21 protein-coding genes and 2 tRNA genes are annotated in these 18,664 nt (G+C 67.0%); 8 read left to right on the forward strand and 15 right to left on the reverse strand.

Annotated features, from left to right (window positions below):
• A complete protein-coding gene (gene efp, locus ACE3QC_RS03770; RefSeq protein ID WP_374405772.1) occupies window positions 1–564 on the reverse strand; it encodes an elongation factor P in 564 nt (187 codons plus the stop codon).
• Between the two features lie 134 nt (window positions 565–698).
• Between efp and ACE3QC_RS03775 the strand changes: the two genes are divergently transcribed.
• Window positions 699–1,058, forward strand: coding sequence for an elongation factor P (locus tag ACE3QC_RS03775; protein WP_374405773.1), 360 nt, complete (start codon window positions 699–701; stop codon window positions 1,056–1,058).
• On the opposite strand, the gene ACE3QC_RS03780 is transcribed toward ACE3QC_RS03775, so the two are convergent.
• From ACE3QC_RS03780 to thiE, 3 genes are all read right to left on the reverse strand, one after another.
• Window positions 1,055–1,732, reverse strand: coding sequence for a M23 family metallopeptidase (locus ACE3QC_RS03780; protein WP_374405774.1), 678 nt, complete (start codon window positions 1,730–1,732; stop codon window positions 1,055–1,057). The two genes, ACE3QC_RS03775 and ACE3QC_RS03780, sit on opposite strands and share 4 nt — an antisense overlap.
• 1 nt (window position 1,733) lies before the next feature.
• A complete protein-coding gene (locus ACE3QC_RS03785) occupies window positions 1,734–2,921 on the reverse strand; it encodes a L,D-transpeptidase family protein (protein ID WP_374405775.1) in 1,188 nt (395 codons plus the stop codon).
• A gap of 85 nt (window positions 2,922–3,006) precedes the next feature.
• Window positions 3,007–3,642: a thiamine phosphate synthase gene (gene thiE / locus ACE3QC_RS03790; protein ID WP_374405776.1), complete on the reverse strand. Its 636-nt coding sequence runs from the start codon at window positions 3,640–3,642 to the stop codon at window positions 3,007–3,009.
• 79 nt (window positions 3,643–3,721) lie between these two features.
• On the opposite strand from thiE, the gene ACE3QC_RS03795 reads away from it, so the two are divergent.
• The gene (locus tag ACE3QC_RS03795; RefSeq protein WP_374405777.1) at window positions 3,722–4,123 is read left to right on the forward strand and encodes a hypothetical protein; all 402 of its coding nucleotides are present in this window, start codon (window positions 3,722–3,724) and stop codon (window positions 4,121–4,123) included.
• A 68-nt stretch (window positions 4,124–4,191) separates the two neighbouring features.
• Here the strand turns inward: ACE3QC_RS03795 and ACE3QC_RS03800 are convergent, their stop codons facing one another.
• The 5 genes from ACE3QC_RS03800 to tkt all read right to left on the reverse strand — a co-directional run bounded on the left by ACE3QC_RS03800 (window position 4,192) and on the right by tkt (window position 9,832).
• Entirely contained in the window at window positions 4,192–5,079 is an 888-nt protein-coding gene (locus ACE3QC_RS03800) for a fructose bisphosphate aldolase (protein ID WP_374405778.1), read from the reverse strand.
• A 77-nt stretch (window positions 5,080–5,156) separates the two neighbouring features.
• Window positions 5,157–5,618 carry a PaaI family thioesterase gene (locus ACE3QC_RS03805; RefSeq protein ID WP_374405779.1) on the reverse strand — a complete coding sequence of 154 codons (462 nt, stop codon included), beginning with the start codon at window positions 5,616–5,618 and terminating at the stop codon, window positions 5,157–5,159.
• Window positions 5,615–6,814: a phosphoglycerate kinase gene (pgk, locus tag ACE3QC_RS03810; protein WP_374405780.1), complete on the reverse strand. Its 1,200-nt coding sequence runs from the start codon at window positions 6,812–6,814 to the stop codon at window positions 5,615–5,617. Before pgk ends, ACE3QC_RS03805 begins: the two co-directional genes overlap by 4 nt.
• A gap of 10 nt (window positions 6,815–6,824) precedes the next feature.
• Window positions 6,825–7,832: a type I glyceraldehyde-3-phosphate dehydrogenase gene (gene gap / locus ACE3QC_RS03815; RefSeq protein WP_374405781.1), complete on the reverse strand. Its 1,008-nt coding sequence runs from the start codon at window positions 7,830–7,832 to the stop codon at window positions 6,825–6,827.
• 14 nt (window positions 7,833–7,846) lie between these two features.
• The gene (gene tkt / locus ACE3QC_RS03820) at window positions 7,847–9,832 is read right to left on the reverse strand and encodes a transketolase (protein ID WP_374405782.1); all 1,986 of its coding nucleotides are present in this window, start codon (window positions 9,830–9,832) and stop codon (window positions 7,847–7,849) included.
• A gap of 220 nt (window positions 9,833–10,052) precedes the next feature.
• Here tkt and ACE3QC_RS03825 point away from each other — a divergent pair, with 220 nt between their 5' ends.
• The 4 genes from ACE3QC_RS03825 to ACE3QC_RS03840 all read left to right on the forward strand — a co-directional run bounded on the left by ACE3QC_RS03825 (window position 10,053) and on the right by ACE3QC_RS03840 (window position 11,729).
• Window positions 10,053–10,220 carry a hypothetical protein gene (locus ACE3QC_RS03825; RefSeq protein WP_374405783.1) on the forward strand — a complete coding sequence of 56 codons (168 nt, stop codon included), beginning with the start codon at window positions 10,053–10,055 and terminating at the stop codon, window positions 10,218–10,220.
• Window positions 10,217–10,732: a cell division protein ZapA gene (gene zapA, locus ACE3QC_RS03830; protein ID WP_374405784.1), complete on the forward strand. Its 516-nt coding sequence runs from the start codon at window positions 10,217–10,219 to the stop codon at window positions 10,730–10,732. Before ACE3QC_RS03825 ends, zapA begins: the two co-directional genes overlap by 4 nt.
• A 212-nt stretch (window positions 10,733–10,944) precedes the next feature.
• Entirely contained in the window at window positions 10,945–11,514 is a 570-nt protein-coding gene (locus tag ACE3QC_RS03835) for a 5-formyltetrahydrofolate cyclo-ligase (protein ID WP_374405785.1), read from the forward strand.
• Window positions 11,514–11,729 (forward strand): DUF2842 domain-containing protein, encoded by a 216-nt coding sequence (locus ACE3QC_RS03840; RefSeq protein ID WP_374405786.1) that lies wholly within the window; start codon window positions 11,514–11,516, stop codon window positions 11,727–11,729. The genes ACE3QC_RS03835 and ACE3QC_RS03840 overlap by 1 nt, the downstream gene beginning before the upstream one ends.
• 73 nt (window positions 11,730–11,802) lie before the next feature.
• Here ACE3QC_RS03840 and ACE3QC_RS03845 read toward each other — a convergent pair.
• Window positions 11,803–11,879: transfer RNA gene (locus tag ACE3QC_RS03845), tRNA-Asp, on the reverse strand.
• Between the two features lie 153 nt (window positions 11,880–12,032).
• Between ACE3QC_RS03845 and ACE3QC_RS03850 the strand changes: the two genes are divergently transcribed.
• Complete coding sequence (locus tag ACE3QC_RS03850) at window positions 12,033–12,476, forward strand: hypothetical protein (RefSeq protein ID WP_374405787.1); 444 nt, start codon at window positions 12,033–12,035, stop codon at window positions 12,474–12,476.
• 7 nt (window positions 12,477–12,483) lie between these two features.
• Here ACE3QC_RS03850 and ACE3QC_RS03855 read toward each other — a convergent pair whose 3' ends face one another.
• The 4 genes from ACE3QC_RS03855 to thyA form a co-directional block, all read right to left on the reverse strand.
• Window positions 12,484–13,872, reverse strand: coding sequence for a dihydrolipoamide acetyltransferase family protein (locus ACE3QC_RS03855; protein ID WP_374405788.1), 1,389 nt, complete (start codon window positions 13,870–13,872; stop codon window positions 12,484–12,486).
• Window positions 13,873–13,876: 4 nt separating this feature from the next.
• A complete protein-coding gene (locus ACE3QC_RS03860) occupies window positions 13,877–14,935 on the reverse strand; it encodes an alpha-ketoacid dehydrogenase subunit beta (RefSeq protein ID WP_374405789.1) in 1,059 nt (352 codons plus the stop codon).
• Window positions 14,932–16,233, reverse strand: a complete 1,302-nt coding sequence (locus tag ACE3QC_RS03865; RefSeq protein ID WP_374405790.1) for a 3-methyl-2-oxobutanoate dehydrogenase (2-methylpropanoyl-transferring) subunit alpha — start codon at window positions 16,231–16,233, stop codon at window positions 14,932–14,934. The genes ACE3QC_RS03860 and ACE3QC_RS03865 overlap by 4 nt, the downstream gene beginning before the upstream one ends.
• An 88-nt stretch (window positions 16,234–16,321) precedes the next feature.
• On the reverse strand, window positions 16,322–17,278 hold the full coding sequence (gene thyA, locus ACE3QC_RS03870) for a thymidylate synthase (protein ID WP_374405791.1): 957 nt from the start codon (window positions 17,276–17,278) through the stop codon (window positions 16,322–16,324).
• Window positions 17,279–17,389: 111 nt separating this feature from the next.
• Between thyA and ACE3QC_RS03875 the strand changes: the two genes are divergently transcribed.
• Window positions 17,390–17,466, forward strand: a tRNA-Pro gene (locus tag ACE3QC_RS03875).
• Window positions 17,467–17,500: 34 nt separating this feature from the next.
• On the opposite strand, the gene ACE3QC_RS03880 is transcribed toward ACE3QC_RS03875, so the two are convergent.
• Window positions 17,501–18,607 carry a YihY/virulence factor BrkB family protein gene (locus ACE3QC_RS03880; protein ID WP_374405792.1) on the reverse strand — a complete coding sequence of 369 codons (1,107 nt, stop codon included), beginning with the start codon at window positions 18,605–18,607 and terminating at the stop codon, window positions 17,501–17,503.
• Between the last annotated feature and the right edge of the window lie 57 nt (window positions 18,608–18,664).

The following is an 18,664-nucleotide window of genomic DNA, read 5'->3' on the forward strand; positions in this document are numbered from 1 at the left end:
TCAGCCGGCCTTGCCGACGTAGGTCCGCTCGTAGACGTCGACCACGATGCGCGTGCCGCTCTCGATATGCGGCGGCACCATCACGCGCACGCCGTTGTCGAGCACCGCCGGCTTGTAGCTGGACGAGGCCGTCTGCCCCTTCACCACCGCATCGGCTTCGACGATATCGGCCTCGACCTGTTCGGGCAGCGCGACCGAAATCGGCTTCTCGTCCCACAGTTCGAGCGTCACCTGCATCCCGTCCTGCAGGAACGGGCGCGCATCGCCGAGCAGGTCGCTGGGCAGGTTGATCTGTTCATACGTGTCGTTGTCCATGAATACCAGCATGTCGCCGTCTTCGTAGAGGAACTGGAATTCTTTGGTGTCGAGCCGCACGCGCTCGATCGTGTCGGCACTGCGGAAGCGCACGTTCGTCTTGCGGCCATCCTGCAGGTTCTTCATTTCGACCTGCATGTAGGCGCCGCCCTTGCCGGGCTGGGTGTGCTGGATCTTGGCGACCTTCCAGATGCCGCCTTCGTATTCGAGGATGTTGCCGGGACGGATGTCCACGCCGGAGATCTTCATGGTTCAAGGAGCCTTCGTTTGAGGGGCGGACCTCGATCAGGGCCGCCCGCGATCGCGCGCCGCGCCTTAGCCGAGCCGCCGCGCGCGGGCAAGGTCGCTGGCGCGCGCGTGCCCGCGATGATAGGGGCTGGCCCATGACAGGCATCCGATATGCGATCGCGCTGGCTTCGGCGCTGGCAGCCGCGGGCGCGATGGCCGCGCCCGGGGGCAAGCTCGGGACGATCCCCCAGGGGCGTTACCAATGTTCGATGCCGGGCGATGCCGCCGGAAAGGCGTGGCGGGACATTGCCAACGAAGGCTTCACCATCGGCACCGGCTCGACTTATCGCACTGCTAACGGTTCGGGGACGTATTTGCTCACCGGGACCAAACTCGTCTTCACACGCGGCCCGCTCAAGGGCGAACGGTTCACCCAGACCGGCAGCGCCACGCTGCGCCAGATGGGCAAGGACGGCGCTCCGGGCCGAATGCGCTGCGTTCGCGAAGGGCGCTAGCGCCCCGCCCCCTGGCGCCCGGTCAGCAGCGGAAAGGGATTGATCGCGTTGGCCGGCTCCCACCAGTCGGCGTCGGCGGTCGTGCGCAAGATCGCGAAGTGAAGGTGTGGCGCATCCTGCGGAGCGTTGCCGGTGCTGCCGACCGCCCCCAGCCGCTGGCCACGGCGGATCCGCTGGCCGTCCTTGAGCCCTTCCGCATAGCGATCGAGGTGGGCGTAGTAATAGATCGTTTCGCCGTCCTGGCCGCGGACATAGATCGTGTTGCCCCCCGCGCCCGACTTGAACAGCTTCTCGATCCGACCCGGCGCCGCCGCGACGACCGTGGTGCCACGCGGCGCCATGATGTCGATCGCTTCGTGCAGCCGGGTGCCATCGCCGCGCTCGTCGGTGAAGGTGTCGGTGAGGTCGGCGGCGCGAATGTTCAGCACCGGGATCAGCAGATCCCTCGCGGCGGCAGCGGCAGGCCGCTCGGCCGTGCGCGAATCGATCGCCGCCGCGGCGCCGGTATCGGTCGCGACGGGGCTGGGCGCCGCTTCAGCCGGCTGCGTGGTCTCGCGTTCGCCCTCGCTGTCGGCGTAGCGCACAAAGCTGCCGCCCGCGACGATCCACACCGCCGAGGTCAGCGTCGCCGTGACCACTATCGTCAGAACCCGGTCGAGAACGTTGAGCGCCATATCAGGCTTCGAATAGCACGTTCGTGCGCCCCGTCACCATTTCCGCGAGCCGCGCCGCATCCCAGTTGGTCAGCCGCACGCAGCCGTGGCTCTGGGTCCGCCCGATCGCCTGCGGTTCGGGCGTGCCGTGGATACCGTAGTGATCCTTCGAGAGATCGATCCACACCACCCCGACCGGGCTGTTGGGGCCGGGGGGAAGCTGTTGCTTCTCTTCGTGATCGGGCACGTCCCAGAACAGCGCCGGATCGTAGGCGAACTTGGGGTTGAACGAGATGCCGTTCACGTCCCATTCGCCGAGCGGCAGCGGATCGTGCTGCGAGCCCGAGGTGACGGTGAACAGCGCGACGAGCTTGTCGTCCGCATTGTAGGCGCGCAGCGTGCCCTTCGACTTGCTGACCACGACCCGCGCGGCCTCGGGCTGTTCGCTGCCGACCCCGAGCGATTGCAGCGTACGCTGCCAGTCGGGATTGTCGATCGCGCCGGGCTGGATACGGTCGGCGCCGATATTGGGGACGCGGATTAGCTGACCAGCAGCGAATGTCGAGCGCGGTTCGGCATCGGCGGTGTCCGATGCGGTCGGTGTCGGCGTGGGTGAAGCGGGCGTATCCGGCGGCGCCGCGCCGGCGGGCCTTCCGCCCGGATTGAGCGTGCGTAGCACCTCCACGGTCGTATGGAAGCGTTCCGCGAGTTTCTCGTCGAGAGTTTCGTAGCCCAGCCGGTCGAGTTCGGCTTGGTCTGCCGGGTCCTCGGGCATCTCGGCGAAGGTCAGCGCGCCCCACGATTCGGGAATGCGGACGATACGCGTGGCCGGAATGTTGTCCCACCTGGCGAGCGCGCGGCGGGTGTCGTCGTCGAGCTCGCCGGTGACTTCCAGCGTGTTGGCTTCCTGAAACCCGCGCAACGCATTCTCGGTGCTGAGACCGATCCGGCCGTCGATCACGCCCGGGCCGAAGCCCTGGCGATCGAGCACGACCTGAACCTGCATCATCGGGCGCGCATCGGTATCGCGGATTTCCGGCACCACGAAGTCGCCCTGCCCCGGATCGTGCGAGGCCATCGCATCGGCGAGATTGCCGTCGGCCCTCTCCGCGCTGGCGGCGGTCTCGCTACCCGGCTCGTCGGGATCGGTCCCGTTGAACCCGCATGCAGAAAGGGCGAGCAGGGAAGCAGCGGCGATCAGGTGGCGCATCGGGTTCTCCGGACATACGGGACGCGACCCGCCCCTGCGCTGCGAAAACGCGCCATGCCCGGAATGTATCCGTCCGCCGCCCGGCTTACGGCGCGGAGGCCTGCCCGATCGCGCGGTGAAACTCGCGCACCGCTTCGGCTTCGTTTCCGCTGCCCCAGACGGCGTGGCTCACCGCGAGGAAATCGGCGCCGGCCGCGACCAGCGGCGCGCAGTTGGCCGGGGTGATCCCGCCGATCGCGACGCACGGTATTTCGAACAGGCCTTGCCACCATGCGAGCAACTCGGGTTCGGGCCGGTGCTCGCTTTCCTTGGTTTCGCTGGGGAAGAAGCTGCCGAACGCAACGTAGTCCGCCCCTGCCTCGCCCGCTTCCATCGCGAGATGGCGCGATGCATGGCAGGTGACGCCGATTTGCGCAGTGCGGCCCAGCGCCTCGCGCGCCTCCGCCGGGGAGCCGTCGCCCTGCCCCAGATGTATGCCGTCCGCTTCAAGCCGCCTGGCGAGCGCGATCGAATCGTTGACGATGAAGGCGCAATCGCGCGCGGCGCAGATTTCCTGCAGCGGCGCAGCGAGCCGCGCGGCCTCGTGCTGGTCGAGCCCCTTCACGCGAAACTGGAAGGCGGCGACCGGCCCCGCCGCGAGCACGCGTTCGAGCCGGTCGGGGAAATCGCCGCCCACGTCGAGCGGGGAGATCAGATAGAGTTGCGTGGCTGGTTCGGTCATCGTGTGGTGGGATAGTGCGACGGAGGGGATTCGTCACGCGTTCAGGACCGAGAAAGCGGGCTCGCGCGTTACTCCGCCGATGAACCGCATTCTCGCCCTCGCCGCTCCGGCGCTCGCCGCGCTGCCGCTCGCAGCCTGCACCGTCGTCCCCGACGCCCCCGCCGTCGCGCGCACCCCGATGCCCGAGCGCTACGCCGTGCCGATCGACCAGCCGGTGCGGGTGGGCGATCTGGTGGTGACGCCCAAGGCGGTGGTCGAGGACAGCCGCTGCCCCGAAAACGCGCGCTGCGTCTGGGCCGGGCGGCTGATCGTCAAGACACGGATCGACGGCGACGGCTGGCGCGACACGACCGATATCACGCTGGGCGAAACCTTCGGCACGCACGGCCGGGTGATCGCCCTCGTTTCGGGCATTCCCGAGAAGCGCGCCGACCGCGAGACCGACCCGCGCCAGTATCGCTTCGTCTACGAGATGCGCTAATCCTCCCCGGTACGGGGAGGGGGACCGCGGCGCGCAGCGCCGGCACGCGCCGCCGCTTAGAAGATTTTTTACGCGACGCTGGCGGCGTGGATCCGGTCGATCGCCGCGCCGAGCGTGGCGTCGAACTCGTCGTCGCTCTGGCCCGAGCGGAGATCCTGCAGCAGCCCGCGGCTGAAGCTTGCAATCATGCCGGGGTTCCGCGCCAGCAGTTCGCAGGCCTCGTCGGTCGAGTAGCCGCCCGACAGTGCGACCACGCGCAGCACTTTGGGATGGCGCGCCAGCCCCGCATAGAGCCCGGCTTCGGCGGGGATCGAGAGCTTGAGCATGACCTGCTGCCCTTCGGGCAGCGCATCGAGGCCTTCGAGGATCGCCTCGAGCAGGACCTTCTCGCCCTCGGCGCGGTCGGCGGCGGTGATATCGTACTCGGGTTCCAGGATCGGCATCAGCCCCGCGGCGAGGATGCGCGCGCCCTCGGCGAACTGCTGGTGGACCATGGCCTTGATCCCCGCGGTGTCGTTCGCCTTGATGACCGAACGCATCTTGGTGCCGAACACGCCCTTGTCCTTCGCCCGCGCGAGCAGGCTTTCGAGATCGGGCATCGGCTTCATCATCTGAACGCCGTCAGCTTCGTCCTCCAACCCCTTGTCGACCTTGAGGAAAGGCACGATGCCGCGTTCCGCGAGCCGGTCGGGCACCGGCCGGCCGCCGCTCTCCCCATCCATCGTCTTCTCGAACAGGATCGCGCCGAGCACCTTGCCGTTGCCGAAGCACGGGCTCTCGACGATGCGGCTGCGCATGGCATGGATCAGCGCGAACATCTCGTCGTCGCCGTTCCAGGTGCCCTCCTCGATGCCGTAACCGCGCAGCGCCTTGGGAGTCGAACCGCCCGACTGGTCGAGCGCGGCGATGAAGCCCTGCCCACTGGCGATGCGGTCGGTCATTTGCTGGCGGTTCATCGTCGATCCCTTGCTGTCGGCGCATTCGTATGCACGCGGCGCCAATAGCCAGCACCTCGGGCGCAAGCAAGCCCGCCTCAGGCCTGTCTGCCCGATACCTTGCGGATGATCGCGTCGAAGCGCAGCACGGGTGCGCCGTCGGCGGTGACGAGGCCCTGCACGAACACCGTCCGGCCGCCCGCGCGCACGACTTCGCCGCGCGCCTCGACCAGTTGCCCCTCGCGAACCGGATCGAGGAAATCGCCCGTCAGATGGAGCGTGACGCCATGACTGCCGTCCATCGCCGCGCGCGCGATCGCGAAGATCGCCGAATCGGCGAAGGTCATCAGGCAACCGCCGTGCATGAAGCCCGCGCCGTTCATGTGCCGCGCCTCGGCGCGGAAGGCGCAGAGCGTGCTGCCGTCCTCGAGAACCTTGTCGTAGAACGGGCCCGCGCGCTCCTCGAAAGCGTCGTCGCGCCAGGTCGACCATCCGGCCCATTCGCCCTCTGTCACCCGCACCGGGCCGCTCGACGCGCCGACGAACGGGGCCTCGCTCATGCGCTCAGCGCCGCGACCCCCGGCAGCTCCTTGCCTTCCATCCATTCGAGGAAAGCGCCGCCCGCGGTTGAAACGTAAGTAAAATCCTCCGTCACACCCGCGTGATTGAGCGCCGCGACGGTGTCGCCGCCGCCCGCGACCGAGGTCAGCGAGCCGTCCTGCGTCAGGGCTGCGGCGGTCTTGGCCAGCGCGACGGTGGCGGTGTCGAACGGTTCGGTCTCGAACGCACCCAGCGGGCCGTTCCATACCAGCGTGCGGCAGGTCTTGAGCACGTCCGCCAGCGCCTCGGTCGCCTGCGGGCCGATGTCGAGGATCATCTCGTCTTCGGCGACCTCGTGGACGTTGCAGGTGCGCAACGAGGGGGGATTGGCGGCGAATTCCTTCGCCACCACCACGTCGTAGGGCAGGTGCACGGTGCAGCCCGCGTGGTCGGCCTTGTCCATGATCGCGTTGGCGGTGGCGGCGAGGTCGTGCTCGCACAGGCTCTTGCCGACATCGACCCCGCGCGCGGCGAGGAAGGTGTTGGCCATGCCGCCGCCGATGATCAGGTGCTGCACTCGGCCGACGAGGTTCTCAAGCACGTCGAGCTTGGTCGAAACCTTCGCCCCGCCGACCACCGCGGCGACCGGCGCCTCGGGATTGCCCAGCGCCTTGTCGAGCGCGGTCAGTTCCTTCTCCATCGCGCGCCCGGCATAGGCGGGCAGCAGGTGGGCGAGCCCCTCGGTGCTGGCGTGCGCGCGGTGCGCGGCGGAGAACGCGTCGTTGACGTAGAAATCGCCGTGCGCCGCAATGCCCTTGGCGAATGCGGGATCGTTCGCCTCCTCGCCCGGCCAGAAGCGAACGTTGTCGAGCAGGCCGATATCGCCATCGCGCAGGATGCCGATCGACTGTTCGACCACCGGGCCCATGACTTCGGGGATGAACATGATCTCGCGCCCGAGCACGCGCTCGACGTCGCCCTGCACGAAGCTGGTGCTCATCGTCGAATGGCGCGCGCCCTTAGGGCGGCCGAAGTGCGCCAGCAGCAGTACCTTGGCCCCGGCGTCGGCGAGTTCGAGGATCGTCGGCATCGACGCCTGAACCCGGGTGACGTCGGTCGCCCGCCCGTCCTTCATCGGCAGGTTGAGATCGACGCGGACGAGCGCGACCTTGCCAGCGATCTCCCCGAGATCGTCGAGGGTCTTGAACTTGGCCATTCGTGAATCCTCAGATCAGCCCCGCCATTACCCCGGCGGTATCGATCATGCGGTTCGAGAAGCCCCACTCGTTGTCGTACCAGCTGACCACGCGCGCGAGCTTGCCTTCGAGCACCGCGGTTTCCAGCGAATCGACGGTAGAAGACGCCGGGTAGTGGTTGAAATCGCTCGAAACCAATGGCTGATCGGTATAATCGAGCACACCCTTCATCTTGCCTTCGGCGGCGGCCTTGAGCGCGGCGTTCAACTCTTCGGCAGTGGTGTCGCGGCCGGGGGTGAACACGAGGTCGATCAGGCTGACGTTCGGCGTCGGTACGCGGACCGACGACCCGTCGAGCTTGCCCTTCAGCTCGGGCAGCACCAGCCCCACCGCGCGCGCCGCGCCGGTGGTGGTCGGGATCATGTTCTGCGCCCCGCCGCGCGCCCGGCGCAGATCCTTGTGGATCTGGTCGAGCATGCGCTGGTCGTTGGTGTAGCTGTGGATCGTGGTCATGAAGCCGCGCTCGATGCCGACCGTGTCGTGCAGCACCTTGGCGACCGGGGCGAGGCAGTTGGTGGTGCAGCTCGCGTTCGAGACGATCACGTCCTCGGCGGTCAGGGTATCCTGATTGACGCCGAACACGATCGTCTTCGAAACGCCCGTCGCGGGGGCGGAGATCAGCACGCGCTTGGCGCCGGCTTCCAGATGCGGGCGCGCCGCCTCGTCGGACTGGAAGAAGCCCGTGCATTCGAGCACGATGTCGATCCCGTTGGCCTTGTGCGGCAGCTTGCCCGGATCGCGCTCCGCGGTGACGTGGATGTGCTTGCCGTTGACGACCAGGTCGTTGCCGTCGGTCTCGACCTTGCCCGGGAAGCGGCCGTGGGTGCTGTCGTGCTGGAACAGCAGCGCGTTCGCGCCGGTATCGGCGAGGTCGTTGATCGAGACGAGCTCGAGATCGTGATCGTCCCGCTCCAGAATGGCGCGCGCCACGAGCCGCCCGATACGCCCGAAACCGTTGATCGCAACCTTGGTCGCCATGTGAAGAACTCCTGTTAAATACCCAGCTTGGCTTTGATTTTCGGCACGATGGCCTCGGCGGTGAAGCCGAATTTCTCGAACAGGTCGCCCGCCGGGGCCGAAGCGCCGAAGCGGTCGAGGCCGATCTGCAATCCGTCCGTCCCGGTGTAGCGTTCCCAGCCCAGCGTCGCGCCGGCCTCGATCGAGACCTTGAGTGCATCGGCGGGCAGCAGGTCGGTGAGATAGGCCTCGTCCTGCTCGGCGAACAGTTCCATGCACGGCATCGAGACGACGTCCACGCCGATGCCGTCCGCCTCCAGCGCATCGGCGGCGGCGCAGGCGAGCTCGACTTCCGACCCGGTGGCGATGAGCACAACCTTGCGCGTCCCCGTGGCGGCGCGCAGGCGATAGGCGCCCTTCCCGCTCAGCATCTCGCCCTCGGGATCGTCGGCATGGCGAAGCTGCGGCAGGTTCTGGCGGCTGAGCGCGAGGACCGACGGCGTGCCCTTGGCCTGCAAGGCGAGGTTCCAGCACTCGGCGGTCTCGATCACGTCGGCCGGGCGGAACACGTAAAGGTTCGGGATGAGCCGCAGGCTCATCAGCTGCTCGACCGGCTGGTGCGTCGGCCCGTCCTCGCCCAGCCCGATCGAATCGTGTGTGAAGACGTAGATCGCGCGCGTCTGCTGCAGGGCCGAGAGGCGCACCGCGTTGCGGCAGTAGTCGCTGAAGATCAGGAACGTGCCGCCGTAGGGGATCACGCCGCCGTGCAGCGCCATGCCGTTCATCGCCGCGGCCATGCCGAATTCGCGAATGCCGTAATAGAGATAACGGCCGCCGTAGTTGTCGGCGGTCAGTGGCTCCATCCCCTTCGCCTTGGTGTTGTTGGAGCCGGTGAGGTCGGCCGAGCCGCCGATCATTTCGGGCAACAGCGGCGTCAGCACGTCGAGCGCCATTTCCGACGCTTTGCGCGTGGCGACCTTCTGGTCCTTGCCGAGCCAGTCGGCGAACGCCTGTGCGGCCTTGTCGCCCTGCGGCAACTCGCCCGCCATGCGCCGCTCGAACTCGGCCTTGTGCTCCGATGCGCCGAGGCGCTCGCGCCATTCGCCGTGCATGTCGGCGCCGTGCTGGCCGAGCGCGCGCCAGTCGGCGAGGATATCGTCGGGTATCTCGAACGCCGCCGCGCTCCAGCCCAGTTCCTCGCGCGCAGCGGCGACTTCGTCCGCGCCGAGCGCCGCGCCGTGGGTCGCGCTGGTGCCCTGCTTGTTGGGCGCGCCCTTGCCGATCACCGTGCGGCAGGCGACGAGCGAGGGGCGCTCGTCGGCGATGGCCTCCTCGATCGCGCGTTCGATATCCGCGCCGTCGTGCCCGTCGCACGAGACGACGTGCCAGCCCGTGGCTTCGTAGCGGGCGCGGATGTCCTCGCTGGTCGAAAGATCGGTCGAACCGTCGATGGTGATCGTGTTGTCGTCCCACAGCACGATCATCCGGCCGAGCTTGAGATGCCCGGCGATCCCGATCGCCTCGTGGTTGATCCCTTCCATCAGGCACCCGTCGCCTGCGACGACCCAGGTGCGGTGATCGACCAGATTGTCGCCGAATTCGGCGTTGAGGTGCCGTTCGGCGATCGCCATGCCCACGGCCATGGCGAGGCCCTGCCCGAGCGGTCCGGTGGTGCATTCGACGCCGTCGAGCAGGAAGTTTTCCGGGTGGCCCGCGCACGGGCTGCCGAGCTGGCGGAAGTTGGCGATCTCCTCCATCGTCGGGTGCGCGTAGCCCGAGAGGTGGAGCAGCGAGTAGATCAGCATCGAGCCGTGCCCGGCGCTCAATACGAAGCGGTCGCGGTCGGCCCAGTCAGGCGCGGCGGGGTCGAACTTGAGATGGTTCGCGAACAGCACGGTCGCGACGTCGGCCATTCCCATCGGCATGCCGGGATGGCCCGAGTTCGCCGCTTGCACCGCATCCATCGAAAGCGCCCGGATGGCGTTGGCCATGGGGGCGAGACGGGTGGGGTCGAGACTCATGCGCGGGGTCGCTCCTGCCGGTGGTTCGATGCGCGCTAGGGCTTGCGCGATTCGGGCGCGCGAAGCCTTTGCGGACGCGCAGGCGCAGGTCAACAGCGTGCGACCGGGCGTCCCCCGCGTGCGAGCAAATGCAAGTTATCAACAGGCGCCTCCAAGGCTTTGCGCCGACACGGATTTGCGATATTTTGCGCGCATGGATGGCGAGCGTATCGAACACGCGGTGCAGCGCATCGAAGCCGCGCTGGCACGGATCGCGGTGGCGGCCGACGGCTATCGCCCTGCGCCGCCGTCGGTCACCGGCATGGTCGGCGCGCATCGGCGACTGCGTCAGACGACTGCGGAGGCGCTGCGCGAACTCGACGGCCTGATCGACGAGCTCGAGCGATGAGCGAGGTCCGGCTATCGGTCGGCGGGCGCGACTATTCGGTCGCTTGCGCCGAAGGCGAAGAAGCGCACGTCGCACGGCTCGGCGAGGCGATCGACGGCAAGTTGCAGCAACTCGGCAGCGGTCTCTCGAACAAGGAAGCGGAGAACCTGCTGTTCGCGGCGCTCCTGCTCGCCGACGAACTTCACGAAAGGCGCGAGGAAACCACCGGCGCGCAGACATCGCCGGCCGCGCTGGATGCCGAGCTCGAGCGACTGCGGTCCGCGCTCGAAGAGGCCGAACTCGGCCGTTCGGCCGCCGGCAGCGAGATCGAGACCTTGCGCGCCGATGTCGAAACCGCGCGTGCGAGCGAAACGGCGCTGCGCACCGAGCTCGAAAACCTCCGGATCGAACGCGACAGCGCGCGATCGGCGACCGCGTTCGACGATCCGGGCCTCGCCCCGTCGCTCGAACGATTCGCCGAACTGCTCGAGAACTGCGCCGACAAGCTTGAGGGAAAGCCCCCAGCATCCTAGATAGGCGGTGGCGGGACTGCCCGGCACGCGCCCATACGAAAATCCCTGGGGCTATAAGCAATCCACGGGAGCTGTCCCTGCTTCGGTCCACGGGTTCGTCCTGGGGGCTGGGGCATACGGCGCCCACCTGACCCTTAGGCGTCAGTGGATTTCCTGGGAGAACGACCCATGGTGGTTCCGCCACTTTCCTTTCGACCCTAACACATAAGCCGATGACCAAGCCCGAATTGCGAAAGAGACTGCGCGAAGCGCGGCGTGCGGAAGTCGCGGCGCTGCCGCCGCAGGTGCGCGCGCTGGTATTTCACCGCCCGCCCGCACCGCTGCTGGAGCGCGTGCCGGAAGGCACGACGATCGGCCTCTATGCCGCCCGCGGCAGCGAGGCTCCGGCGGCATCGTACGCGCGGTTCTTCTCGGAGCGCGGTCATCCGCTCGCCCTCCCCCGCTTCGCGGACCGCACCGCGCCGATGGAATTCGCCCTGCATACCGATCCGTTCGACGAGAGCGATTTGGCCGAAGGGCCCTTCGGCATGGCGCAACCCACCGCCGAGGCCGAGACGGTGGTGCCGCAGGTGCTGTTCTTGCCGCTGATCGGGTTCACCATACGCGGCGACCGGCTGGGCCAGGGCGGCGGGCATTACGACCGCTGGCTGGGCGACCATCCCGACACCATCCGCATCGGCATGGCGTGGGACGGGCAACTGATCGACGATCTGCCGGTGGAGCCGCACGACGCGCCGCTCGACGCCGTGGTCACCCCCACCCGCCTCTACGGGCCGTTCTGATGCGGCAGGAACCGAGCTGGCGGCTGCCTGTCGGCATCCTGGCATTGCTGGCGGCGCTGACCGTCTATGGCGTGCTGATCGCGCGCTACATGCCCGATCTCATCGGCGGCTGGCCCGCTTGGGCGCAGACGCCGGTCTATCTCGTGCTCGGGGTGATCTGGCTGCTGCCGCTGCGCCGTTTCCTGATCTGGATGGAAACCGGCCGCTGGGGCTGATCGAAATGCTGCGCTTCGGGTGCCCCCGGAAAGGGGTGAGAGAGCGATTTCGATGGAAGGAAAAGTCCCCAAGTGGCGCGAGTGACGGGGCTCGAACCCGCGACCTCCGGCGTGACAGGCCGGCACTCTAACCAACTGAGCTACACCCGCGTGCCGCTTGGGGAGCAGCGCCACTAGGCCAGCCTCGCAAGGCTGTCAACGGCCTCCCGCAAGACTTTTTCGCGGCAGGGGAAAGTCGCTTTCGTTAACCATATTTTCGCCTCTCGCCGTCATCCCGTCAGCGACACGGAAGGGGCGGTTTTCATGCGGATCGGATGGATTATCGGCGCGCTTGCCTGCACCGCTGCCAGCGGGCTTGCGGCGCAGGACACGCGCGGAATTTCGCGCGCGGTCTACGTCGAACGGATCGCCACGGCACCGGGCGGCGAGAGTGTTCGTACGATCGAACCGGCGCGTGCGCTGCGGCGCGGCGACACGGTGGTGCTGGTCGTGGAATGGCGCGGCACAAGCCGCGGCGAGCCGGTGATCGTCTCCAGCGCGGTGCCCCGCCCGCTGGCCTTCCAGCAGGCGAGTTCCGATGCGGTCGAGGTATCGGTCGACGGCGGGCGCAACTGGGGTCGGATCGGCGCGATGCGGGTGGACGACCGCGACGGACGCCGCCTCGCCTCACCCGAAGACGTCACGCACCTGCGCTGGCGGAGCGCCACCGGCGCGACCCGGCTGACCTATAGCGCGATCGTGCGTTGACGCGGCGTCAATCCGCCAGCAGCAGAACCGGCTTCTCGATCAGCTTCTTCAGCGCCTGGACGAAGCTCGCCGCGTCCCACCCGTCGACCACGCGGTGATCGCAGCTGATCGATACGTTCATCAGCTTGCGCTTCTCGATCCGTTCGCCGCCCATCCCGTCGGGGACGAACATCGGCCGTTCGACGATGCGGTTGGGGCCGATGATCGCGACCTCGGGCCGGTTGATGACCGGCGTGGTGGCCACACCACCAAGCGGGCCGAGCGACGTAACGGTAAGCGTCGAGCCCGAAAGCTCCTCGGACTTGGCCGAACCATCGCGCGCCGCATCGGCCAGGCGCACGATCTCGCGCGCGAGCTGCCACAGGTTCTTCGCCTGCGCATCGCGGATCACCGGGACCATCAGGCCCTTGTCGGTCTGCGCCGCCATGCCGAGATGCACCGCGCCGTGGCGCGTGACCACGCCCGCTTCATCGTCGAAGCGCGCGTTGATCATCGGGAAATCGGGCAACGTCTTGCAGATCGCGGTGATGAGCAGCGGCAGCATCGTCAGCTTCGGCTTGTCGCCGCGATTAGCGTTGAGATCGGCGCGCAGCCGCTCCAGTTCGGTGACGTCGCATTCCTCGACGTACGAGAAATGCGGGATATTGCGCTTCGCCTCGGCCATGTTCTGCGCGATCCGCTTGCGCAGGCCGACGACCTTGACCTGCTCGTCTCCTCGCGCGCGGCCCGCCGGACTGAACCCGCCGCTGCCGCTATAGGTCAGGAAGGCGTCGAGATCGGCGTGGCGCAGACGGCCGTCCTCGGCAGGTTTCACTTCGCCGAGATCGATGCCCAGATCCTTCGCGCGCTTGCGCACCGCGGGGGAGGCGAGGACCTTGGCGGATGTGGTGCCGGGGCCTTCGAAAGGCTCAGGCTGAGCGGAGGCTTTTTCGGTTGGCGAACTTTGGCTTTGCGAGTCTTCGGTTCGCGCAACATCCGCTCGTCCTGAGCCTGTCGAAGGACGCTCGCGCTGCTTTTCCGCCGCGATCGCATCGTCGGCGTCGCTCGCGTCCGGGTTCTCGACCTCGATCCGCTCCTCGACCCCCTCCGTTTTGGGCGTGGGCGCGGCGTCGGCCGCAGCCTCGTTTTCCTCGATCACCTCGTCGGGAATCTCGCCTGCGACCTCGATCACCACCAGCATCGAACCGATCGCGATCGTGTCGCCGACTTCGCCTGCGACTTCGATCACCTTGCCCGCGACCGGGCTTTCCATCTCGACCGTCGCCTTGTCGGTCATCATGTCGGCCAGCCGGTCGTCCTCGTCCACGGTATCGCCGACCTTGACGTGCCAGTCGACGATCTCCGCCTCGGCGATGCCTTCGCCGATGTCGGGCAGGTTGAAGGTGAATTTCGCCATGAGGTCAGTCCTTGAGGAGCTTGTCGATCGCTTCGCCGATGCGAACCGGGCCGGGGAAATAGGCCCATTCGAGGCTGTGCGGATACGGGGTGTCGAAACCGGTCACGCGCTCGACCGGGGCTTCGAGGTGATAAAAGCAGCGTTCGGTGACCAGCGCGGAAAGCTCCGCGCCGAAGCCCGAGGTGCGGGTCGCCTCGTGCACGATCAGGCACTTGCCGGTGCGCTCGACCGACGCTTCGATCGCCTCGATATCGAGCGGCACCAATGTGCGCAGATCGAGGATTTCGGCCTCGACGCCCTTCTCGCAGCAGACTGATTCGACCACGTGGACCATCGTGCCGTAGGCGAGGATGGTCATCGCATCGCCCTCGGTCACCGTGCGCGCCTTGCCGAGCGGGATCTTGTAGTAACCTTCCGGCACCGCGCTCTGCGGATGCCGCTTCCACGGTTCGGCGGGCTTGTCGTAGTAGCCGCTGAACGGCCCGTTGTAGATCCGCTTCGGCTCGAAGAAGATTACCGGGTCGTTGTCCTCGATGCACGAGATCAGCAGGCCCTTCGCGTCGTAGGGCGTCGAGGGGATCACCGTCTTGAGGCCGGAGACATGGGTGAAGATCGCCTCGGGGCTCTGGCTGTGCGTCTGCCCGCCGAAGATGCCCCCGCCGAAGGGCGAACGCACCGTCAGCGGCGCGATATATTCGGTCGCCGAGCGATAGCGCAGCCGCGCCGCTTCCGAGATCAGCTGGTCGAGCCCCGGATAGATGTAATCGGCGAACTGGATTTCGGGCACCGGGCGCAGGCCATAGGCCCCCATCCCCACGGCGACGCCGATGATCCCGCATTCGGAGATCGGCGTATCGAACACCCGCGTCTTGCCATGCTTTTCCTGCAAGCCGGCGGTCGCCCGGAACACGCCGCCAAAATAGCCGACGTCCTCGCCCAGCACGATCACGTCGGGGTCGCGATCCAGCATGATGTCGAGCGCGTCGTTGATCGCCTCGATCATGTTGAGGCGACGTTCGGTGCCCCGCTGTGCCGCTTGGCGCTCCTTGGTTTCGGTGCTCATTGCGGGCGCCCCCCGTCGAACTTGATCTTGCGCTCGCGCGTCGCCTGCTCGGCCTGTTCCTTGAGGTGCCAGGGCAATTCCTCGAACACGTCTTCGAACATCGTGCGGAACGGCTGATGCATACCGTGGCCGAGGATGCCGTTCTTCTCGGCCTCCTTGGTCGCCGCCTTGACGCGTTCGGCCGCCTTGCGGTCCATTTCGGCCTGCCGGTCCTCGTCCCATTCGCCGAGCGCGATCAGGTGGTCCCTAAGGCGCGTTACCGGATCGCCGAGCGGCCATTCGGTACGCTCCTGCGCGCTGCGGTAGCCGGTCGGGTCGTCCGAGGTCGAATGCCCTTCGGCGCGGTAGGTGAAATATTCGATCAGCGTCGGCCCGGCGTTGGCCCGTGCGCGGTTCGCGGCCCAGCGCTGCGCCGCGTAAACCGCCAGCGCATCGTTGCCATCGACCCTCAGACCCGCGAGCCCATAACCCAGCGCGCGCGCGGCGAACGTGGTCCGTTCCGCCCCGGCGAAACCCGAGAAGCTCGAGATCGCCCACTGGTTGTTGATAACGTTGAGGATAACCGGTGCATTGTAAACCGTGGCGAAGGTGCAGGCCGAATGGAAGTCGCCCTCTGCCGTGCTGCCTTCGCCCACCCAGGTCGCGGCGATCCGGCTGTCGCCCTTGATTGCGCTCGCCATCGCCCAGCCCACCGCCTGCGGGGTCTGCGTGGCGAGGTTGCCGGAAATCGAGAAGAAGCTGTGCTCGCGGCTCGAATACATGATCGGGAGCTGGCGCCCCTTCAGCTTGTCGCCCTTGTTCGAGTAAATCTGGTTGATCATCTCGACCAAGTCGTAGCCGCGCGCGATCAGCACGCCCTGCTGCCGATAGCTGGGGAAGACCATGTCGTCGCTGGCGAGCGCCATTGCGGCAGCGACGCTGGTCGCCTCCTCGCCGGTGCACTTCATGTAGAAGCTGGTCTTGCCCTGCCGCTGGCCGCGGAACATCCGTTCGTCGAATGCGCGCACCAGCGCGAAATGGCCGAGCATCGTGCGCAGCGTTTCGGGGTCGAGCTTCGGGTCCCACGGCCCGTGCGCCTGGTCGTCGTCGCCCAGCACGCGGATCAGATCGTGGCACAGCGGCGCGGTTTCCTTCGCCTCGCAGGCCTCGTCCGGCCGCGGCTGTTTGCCGGGCTCGGTCACGCCGATATGGCTGAAATCGACCGTGTCGCCGGGGCGGAACTTGGGTTCGGGGACGTGGAGCTTGAGCGCGGGCTTGTTGGTGCCCGCCGTATCGCTCCCGTCGGGCCTGTCGGCCATATCGGTATCTCCCAGAGCGTGAGACGCAATCTTATACGTGTGCGATATTTTATTTCACACCGCGAAAGGGGTCAAGGCTTCGCTGTCTTCACACCGCGACCGGCGCCTTGATCGGAGCCTGCGGGGCGTAATCGTGGACGGCGAAATCCTCGATCCGATAGCCGAACACCGTCTCCGGCTTTCGCGTTATCCCAAGCCGCGGGTGGCCTTGCGGTTCCCTGCCGAGCTGTTCCTCGATCAGATGCGTGTGATTGAGATAGAGATGCACGTCGCCCCCCATCCACACGAACTCGCCCGGTTCCAGATCGACCTGCTGCGCGATCATCCGCTGGAGCAGCGCGCCCGACCACAGGTTGAATGGCAGCCCCAGCGCCACGTCGCAGCTACGCTGGTAGAGCGCGCAATTGAGGTGCCCATCCGCGACATGGAACTGATACGTCTTGTGACACGGCGGCAGCGCCATGCGGTCGAGCTCGGCGACGTTCCACCCTTCGATGATGTGCCGCCGGCTGCCCGGATTGGTGCGCAGCGATTCGACCACCTCGGCCACCTGGTTGATCCCCGGCCCCGGCTCGAACAGCCCATCCTTGCGGTAGCGATAGGTGGGCCAGTCGACCCATTGTTTGCCATAGACCGGCCCAAGGTCCCCCCACCGCTCGGCAAACGCCTCGTCCTCGGCGATCCGCTGGACGAAGGCATCGAGCGAGATGTTCTCGCCGGTTTCCTTCACGTAGTGCGCGTGCGGCCACTCGTTCCAGATCTTCACCCCCTGCAGCACCAGCGGGCGGATATTGGTCTCGCCGGTCAGGAACCACAGCATCTCGCGGGTGGCGGTCTTCCAGTAGATCCGCTTGGTGGTGAGCAGCGGCATAGCACCGTCCGCCAGATCGAATCGCAGCATCGCGCCGAATACCGAACGCGTGCCGACGCCGGTGCGATCGACGCGCTCGCTGCCCTCCGCCCAGATGCGCCGCATCAAGTCGAGATACTGCCACTCCGGGTGGTCGCGGTCGGTCGAGAGGGCGGGAATCGCGGCGCTGGCCATGCCACTTCCCTAGCCGCGCAAATGCCCGCTTGCCACCCCGCGCCGTGCTGCCTATAGGGCCCGCCTTGCCTCGACCCGCACGGCACTTTGCCCGCGCGGGACCGACACGGTCGGGGAGTAGCTCAGCCTGGTAGAGCACTGTCTTCGGGAGGCAGGGGCCGGAGGTTCGAATCCTCTCTCCCCGACCAATTTTCGCGTTGAACCAGCGGTCTATACGCGCCTTTAGCGCAGTTTATGCATGGCGCGTCGCGCGGCCCGATGCTGGCTTTTCTGAAGCCACTGTTCGAGCGTCAGGTTGCCTTCCGCCAGGTCCGCGAGCACCGCGCCGCGTTCGCCTGCGGGAAGCGGTGGCCCGGTGGTGGAATCGACCGTCGTCTGCCGCTCGACCTCCGCGTTCAGGAGAGCGCCTGCGAGAATTCCGTAGGCGCTCAGGAAGAGCCACATGAGGAAGACCACTATCGCCGACAGCGAGCCATAGGTTGCGCTGTAGTCGCTGATGTATGCAACATAGAGCGAGAAGCCGAAGCTGATCGCAATCCACAGCACTGTCGCCAGCAGCGCGCCCGGCGCGAGCCAGCGCCACCGCGCCGGGCGGCGATCCGGGCCGTAGCGCATGATCAGCGCGAAACCGAAGCTGCCGATAAGGATCGTGGCGATCCACGTCAGGCACTTGAAAAGCAGTTCGGTGCCGGGGCCCACCACGCTCTGCGTCTGGACCTGCAACCACGCGAATGCGCCGGCTCCGCCGATACCGACTAGGGCAATCCCGATCGCGGCCACGGTAAGCGCCGCCGCGCGCAGCGTCAGCGCCACGAAGCCGCGCGATTCGTGCTCTTCATTGATTACATTGAGTGCCCCGATGAGCCCGTTCGCCGCGCGCATCCCGCCGTAGATCGCAAAGAACAGCGCGACGATCAGCGCAAATCCCGTCACGCCCGAATTGGTGGTGACGACCGCGATCAACTGCTCCTCGATCAACGAGCGCGCTTCGAGCGGGAGAACCGTGGTCAAGGCCACGATCTGCCGCTGCACCATCTCCACATCGCCGATCAGGCCGTATATCATCACCGTGGCCGCGATGAGCGGCGTGAGCGCCAGGAAGACGAAGAAGGCCACCCCTGCCCCCAGCAGCGAGAGGTTGTGGAAGCCCCACATGGTGTAGGCGCGCTTCAGGATCACCTTCCACGCGCCGAGCGGCATGGCCAGCGGTGAATTGGCAGTTGCGCCGGGCGCCGCGATCGGCGATGAAATAGCCTTGGCTTCTGGAATTTCAGCGGAATTCTGCTCTTCGCTGGTTTTCTGGTCGATTGCGGTATCGTGCGGGGCCAAGGGGGCTTCCTTTGGATTTTGGCGCAATGGGGTCGGTTTCGAAACTAACGGGCAAGC

The sequence above is a fragment of the Pelagerythrobacter sp. genome (assembly GCF_041912895.1).
In the GTDB taxonomy this organism is placed as follows: Bacteria; Pseudomonadota; Alphaproteobacteria; order Sphingomonadales; family Sphingomonadaceae; genus Pelagerythrobacter.

Coding starts and splice junctions, on each gene's coding strand:
- ACE3QC_RS03805 (WP_374405779.1), bottom strand. CDS start 5,618: ATGAGCGAGGCCCCGTTCGTCGGCGCGTCGAGCGGCCCGGTGCGGGTG.
- zapA (WP_374405784.1), top strand. CDS start 10,217: ATGAGCGAGGTCCGGCTATCGGTCGGCGGGCGCGACTATTCGGTCGCT.
- ACE3QC_RS03865 (WP_374405790.1), bottom strand. CDS start 16,233: ATGGCCGACAGGCCCGACGGGAGCGATACGGCGGGCACCAACAAGCCC.
- thiE (WP_374405776.1), bottom strand. CDS start 3,642: ATGACCGAACCAGCCACGCAACTCTATCTGATCTCCCCGCTCGACGTG.
- ACE3QC_RS03835 (WP_374405785.1), top strand. CDS start 10,945: ATGACCAAGCCCGAATTGCGAAAGAGACTGCGCGAAGCGCGGCGTGCG.
- ACE3QC_RS03840 (WP_374405786.1), top strand. CDS start 11,514: ATGCGGCAGGAACCGAGCTGGCGGCTGCCTGTCGGCATCCTGGCATTG.
- ACE3QC_RS03795 (WP_374405777.1), top strand. CDS start 3,722: ATGAACCGCATTCTCGCCCTCGCCGCTCCGGCGCTCGCCGCGCTGCCG.
- ACE3QC_RS03780 (WP_374405774.1), bottom strand. CDS start 1,732: ATGGCGCTCAACGTTCTCGACCGGGTTCTGACGATAGTGGTCACGGCG.
- ACE3QC_RS03800 (WP_374405778.1), bottom strand. CDS start 5,079: ATGAACCGCCAGCAAATGACCGACCGCATCGCCAGTGGGCAGGGCTTC.
- ACE3QC_RS03785 (WP_374405775.1), bottom strand. CDS start 2,921: ATGCGCCACCTGATCGCCGCTGCTTCCCTGCTCGCCCTTTCTGCATGC.
- tkt (WP_374405782.1), bottom strand. CDS start 9,832: ATGAGTCTCGACCCCACCCGTCTCGCCCCCATGGCCAACGCCATCCGG.
- pgk (WP_374405780.1), bottom strand. CDS start 6,814: ATGGCCAAGTTCAAGACCCTCGACGATCTCGGGGAGATCGCTGGCAAG.
- gap (WP_374405781.1), bottom strand. CDS start 7,832: ATGGCGACCAAGGTTGCGATCAACGGTTTCGGGCGTATCGGGCGGCTC.
- ACE3QC_RS03775 (WP_374405773.1), top strand. CDS start 699: ATGACAGGCATCCGATATGCGATCGCGCTGGCTTCGGCGCTGGCAGCC.
- ACE3QC_RS03860 (WP_374405789.1), bottom strand. CDS start 14,935: ATGAGCACCGAAACCAAGGAGCGCCAAGCGGCACAGCGGGGCACCGAA.
- ACE3QC_RS03850 (WP_374405787.1), top strand. CDS start 12,033: ATGCGGATCGGATGGATTATCGGCGCGCTTGCCTGCACCGCTGCCAGC.
- efp (WP_374405772.1), bottom strand. CDS start 564: ATGAAGATCTCCGGCGTGGACATCCGTCCCGGCAACATCCTCGAATAC.
- thyA (WP_374405791.1), bottom strand. CDS start 17,278: ATGGCCAGCGCCGCGATTCCCGCCCTCTCGACCGACCGCGACCACCCG.
- ACE3QC_RS03855 (WP_374405788.1), bottom strand. CDS start 13,872: ATGGCGAAATTCACCTTCAACCTGCCCGACATCGGCGAAGGCATCGCC.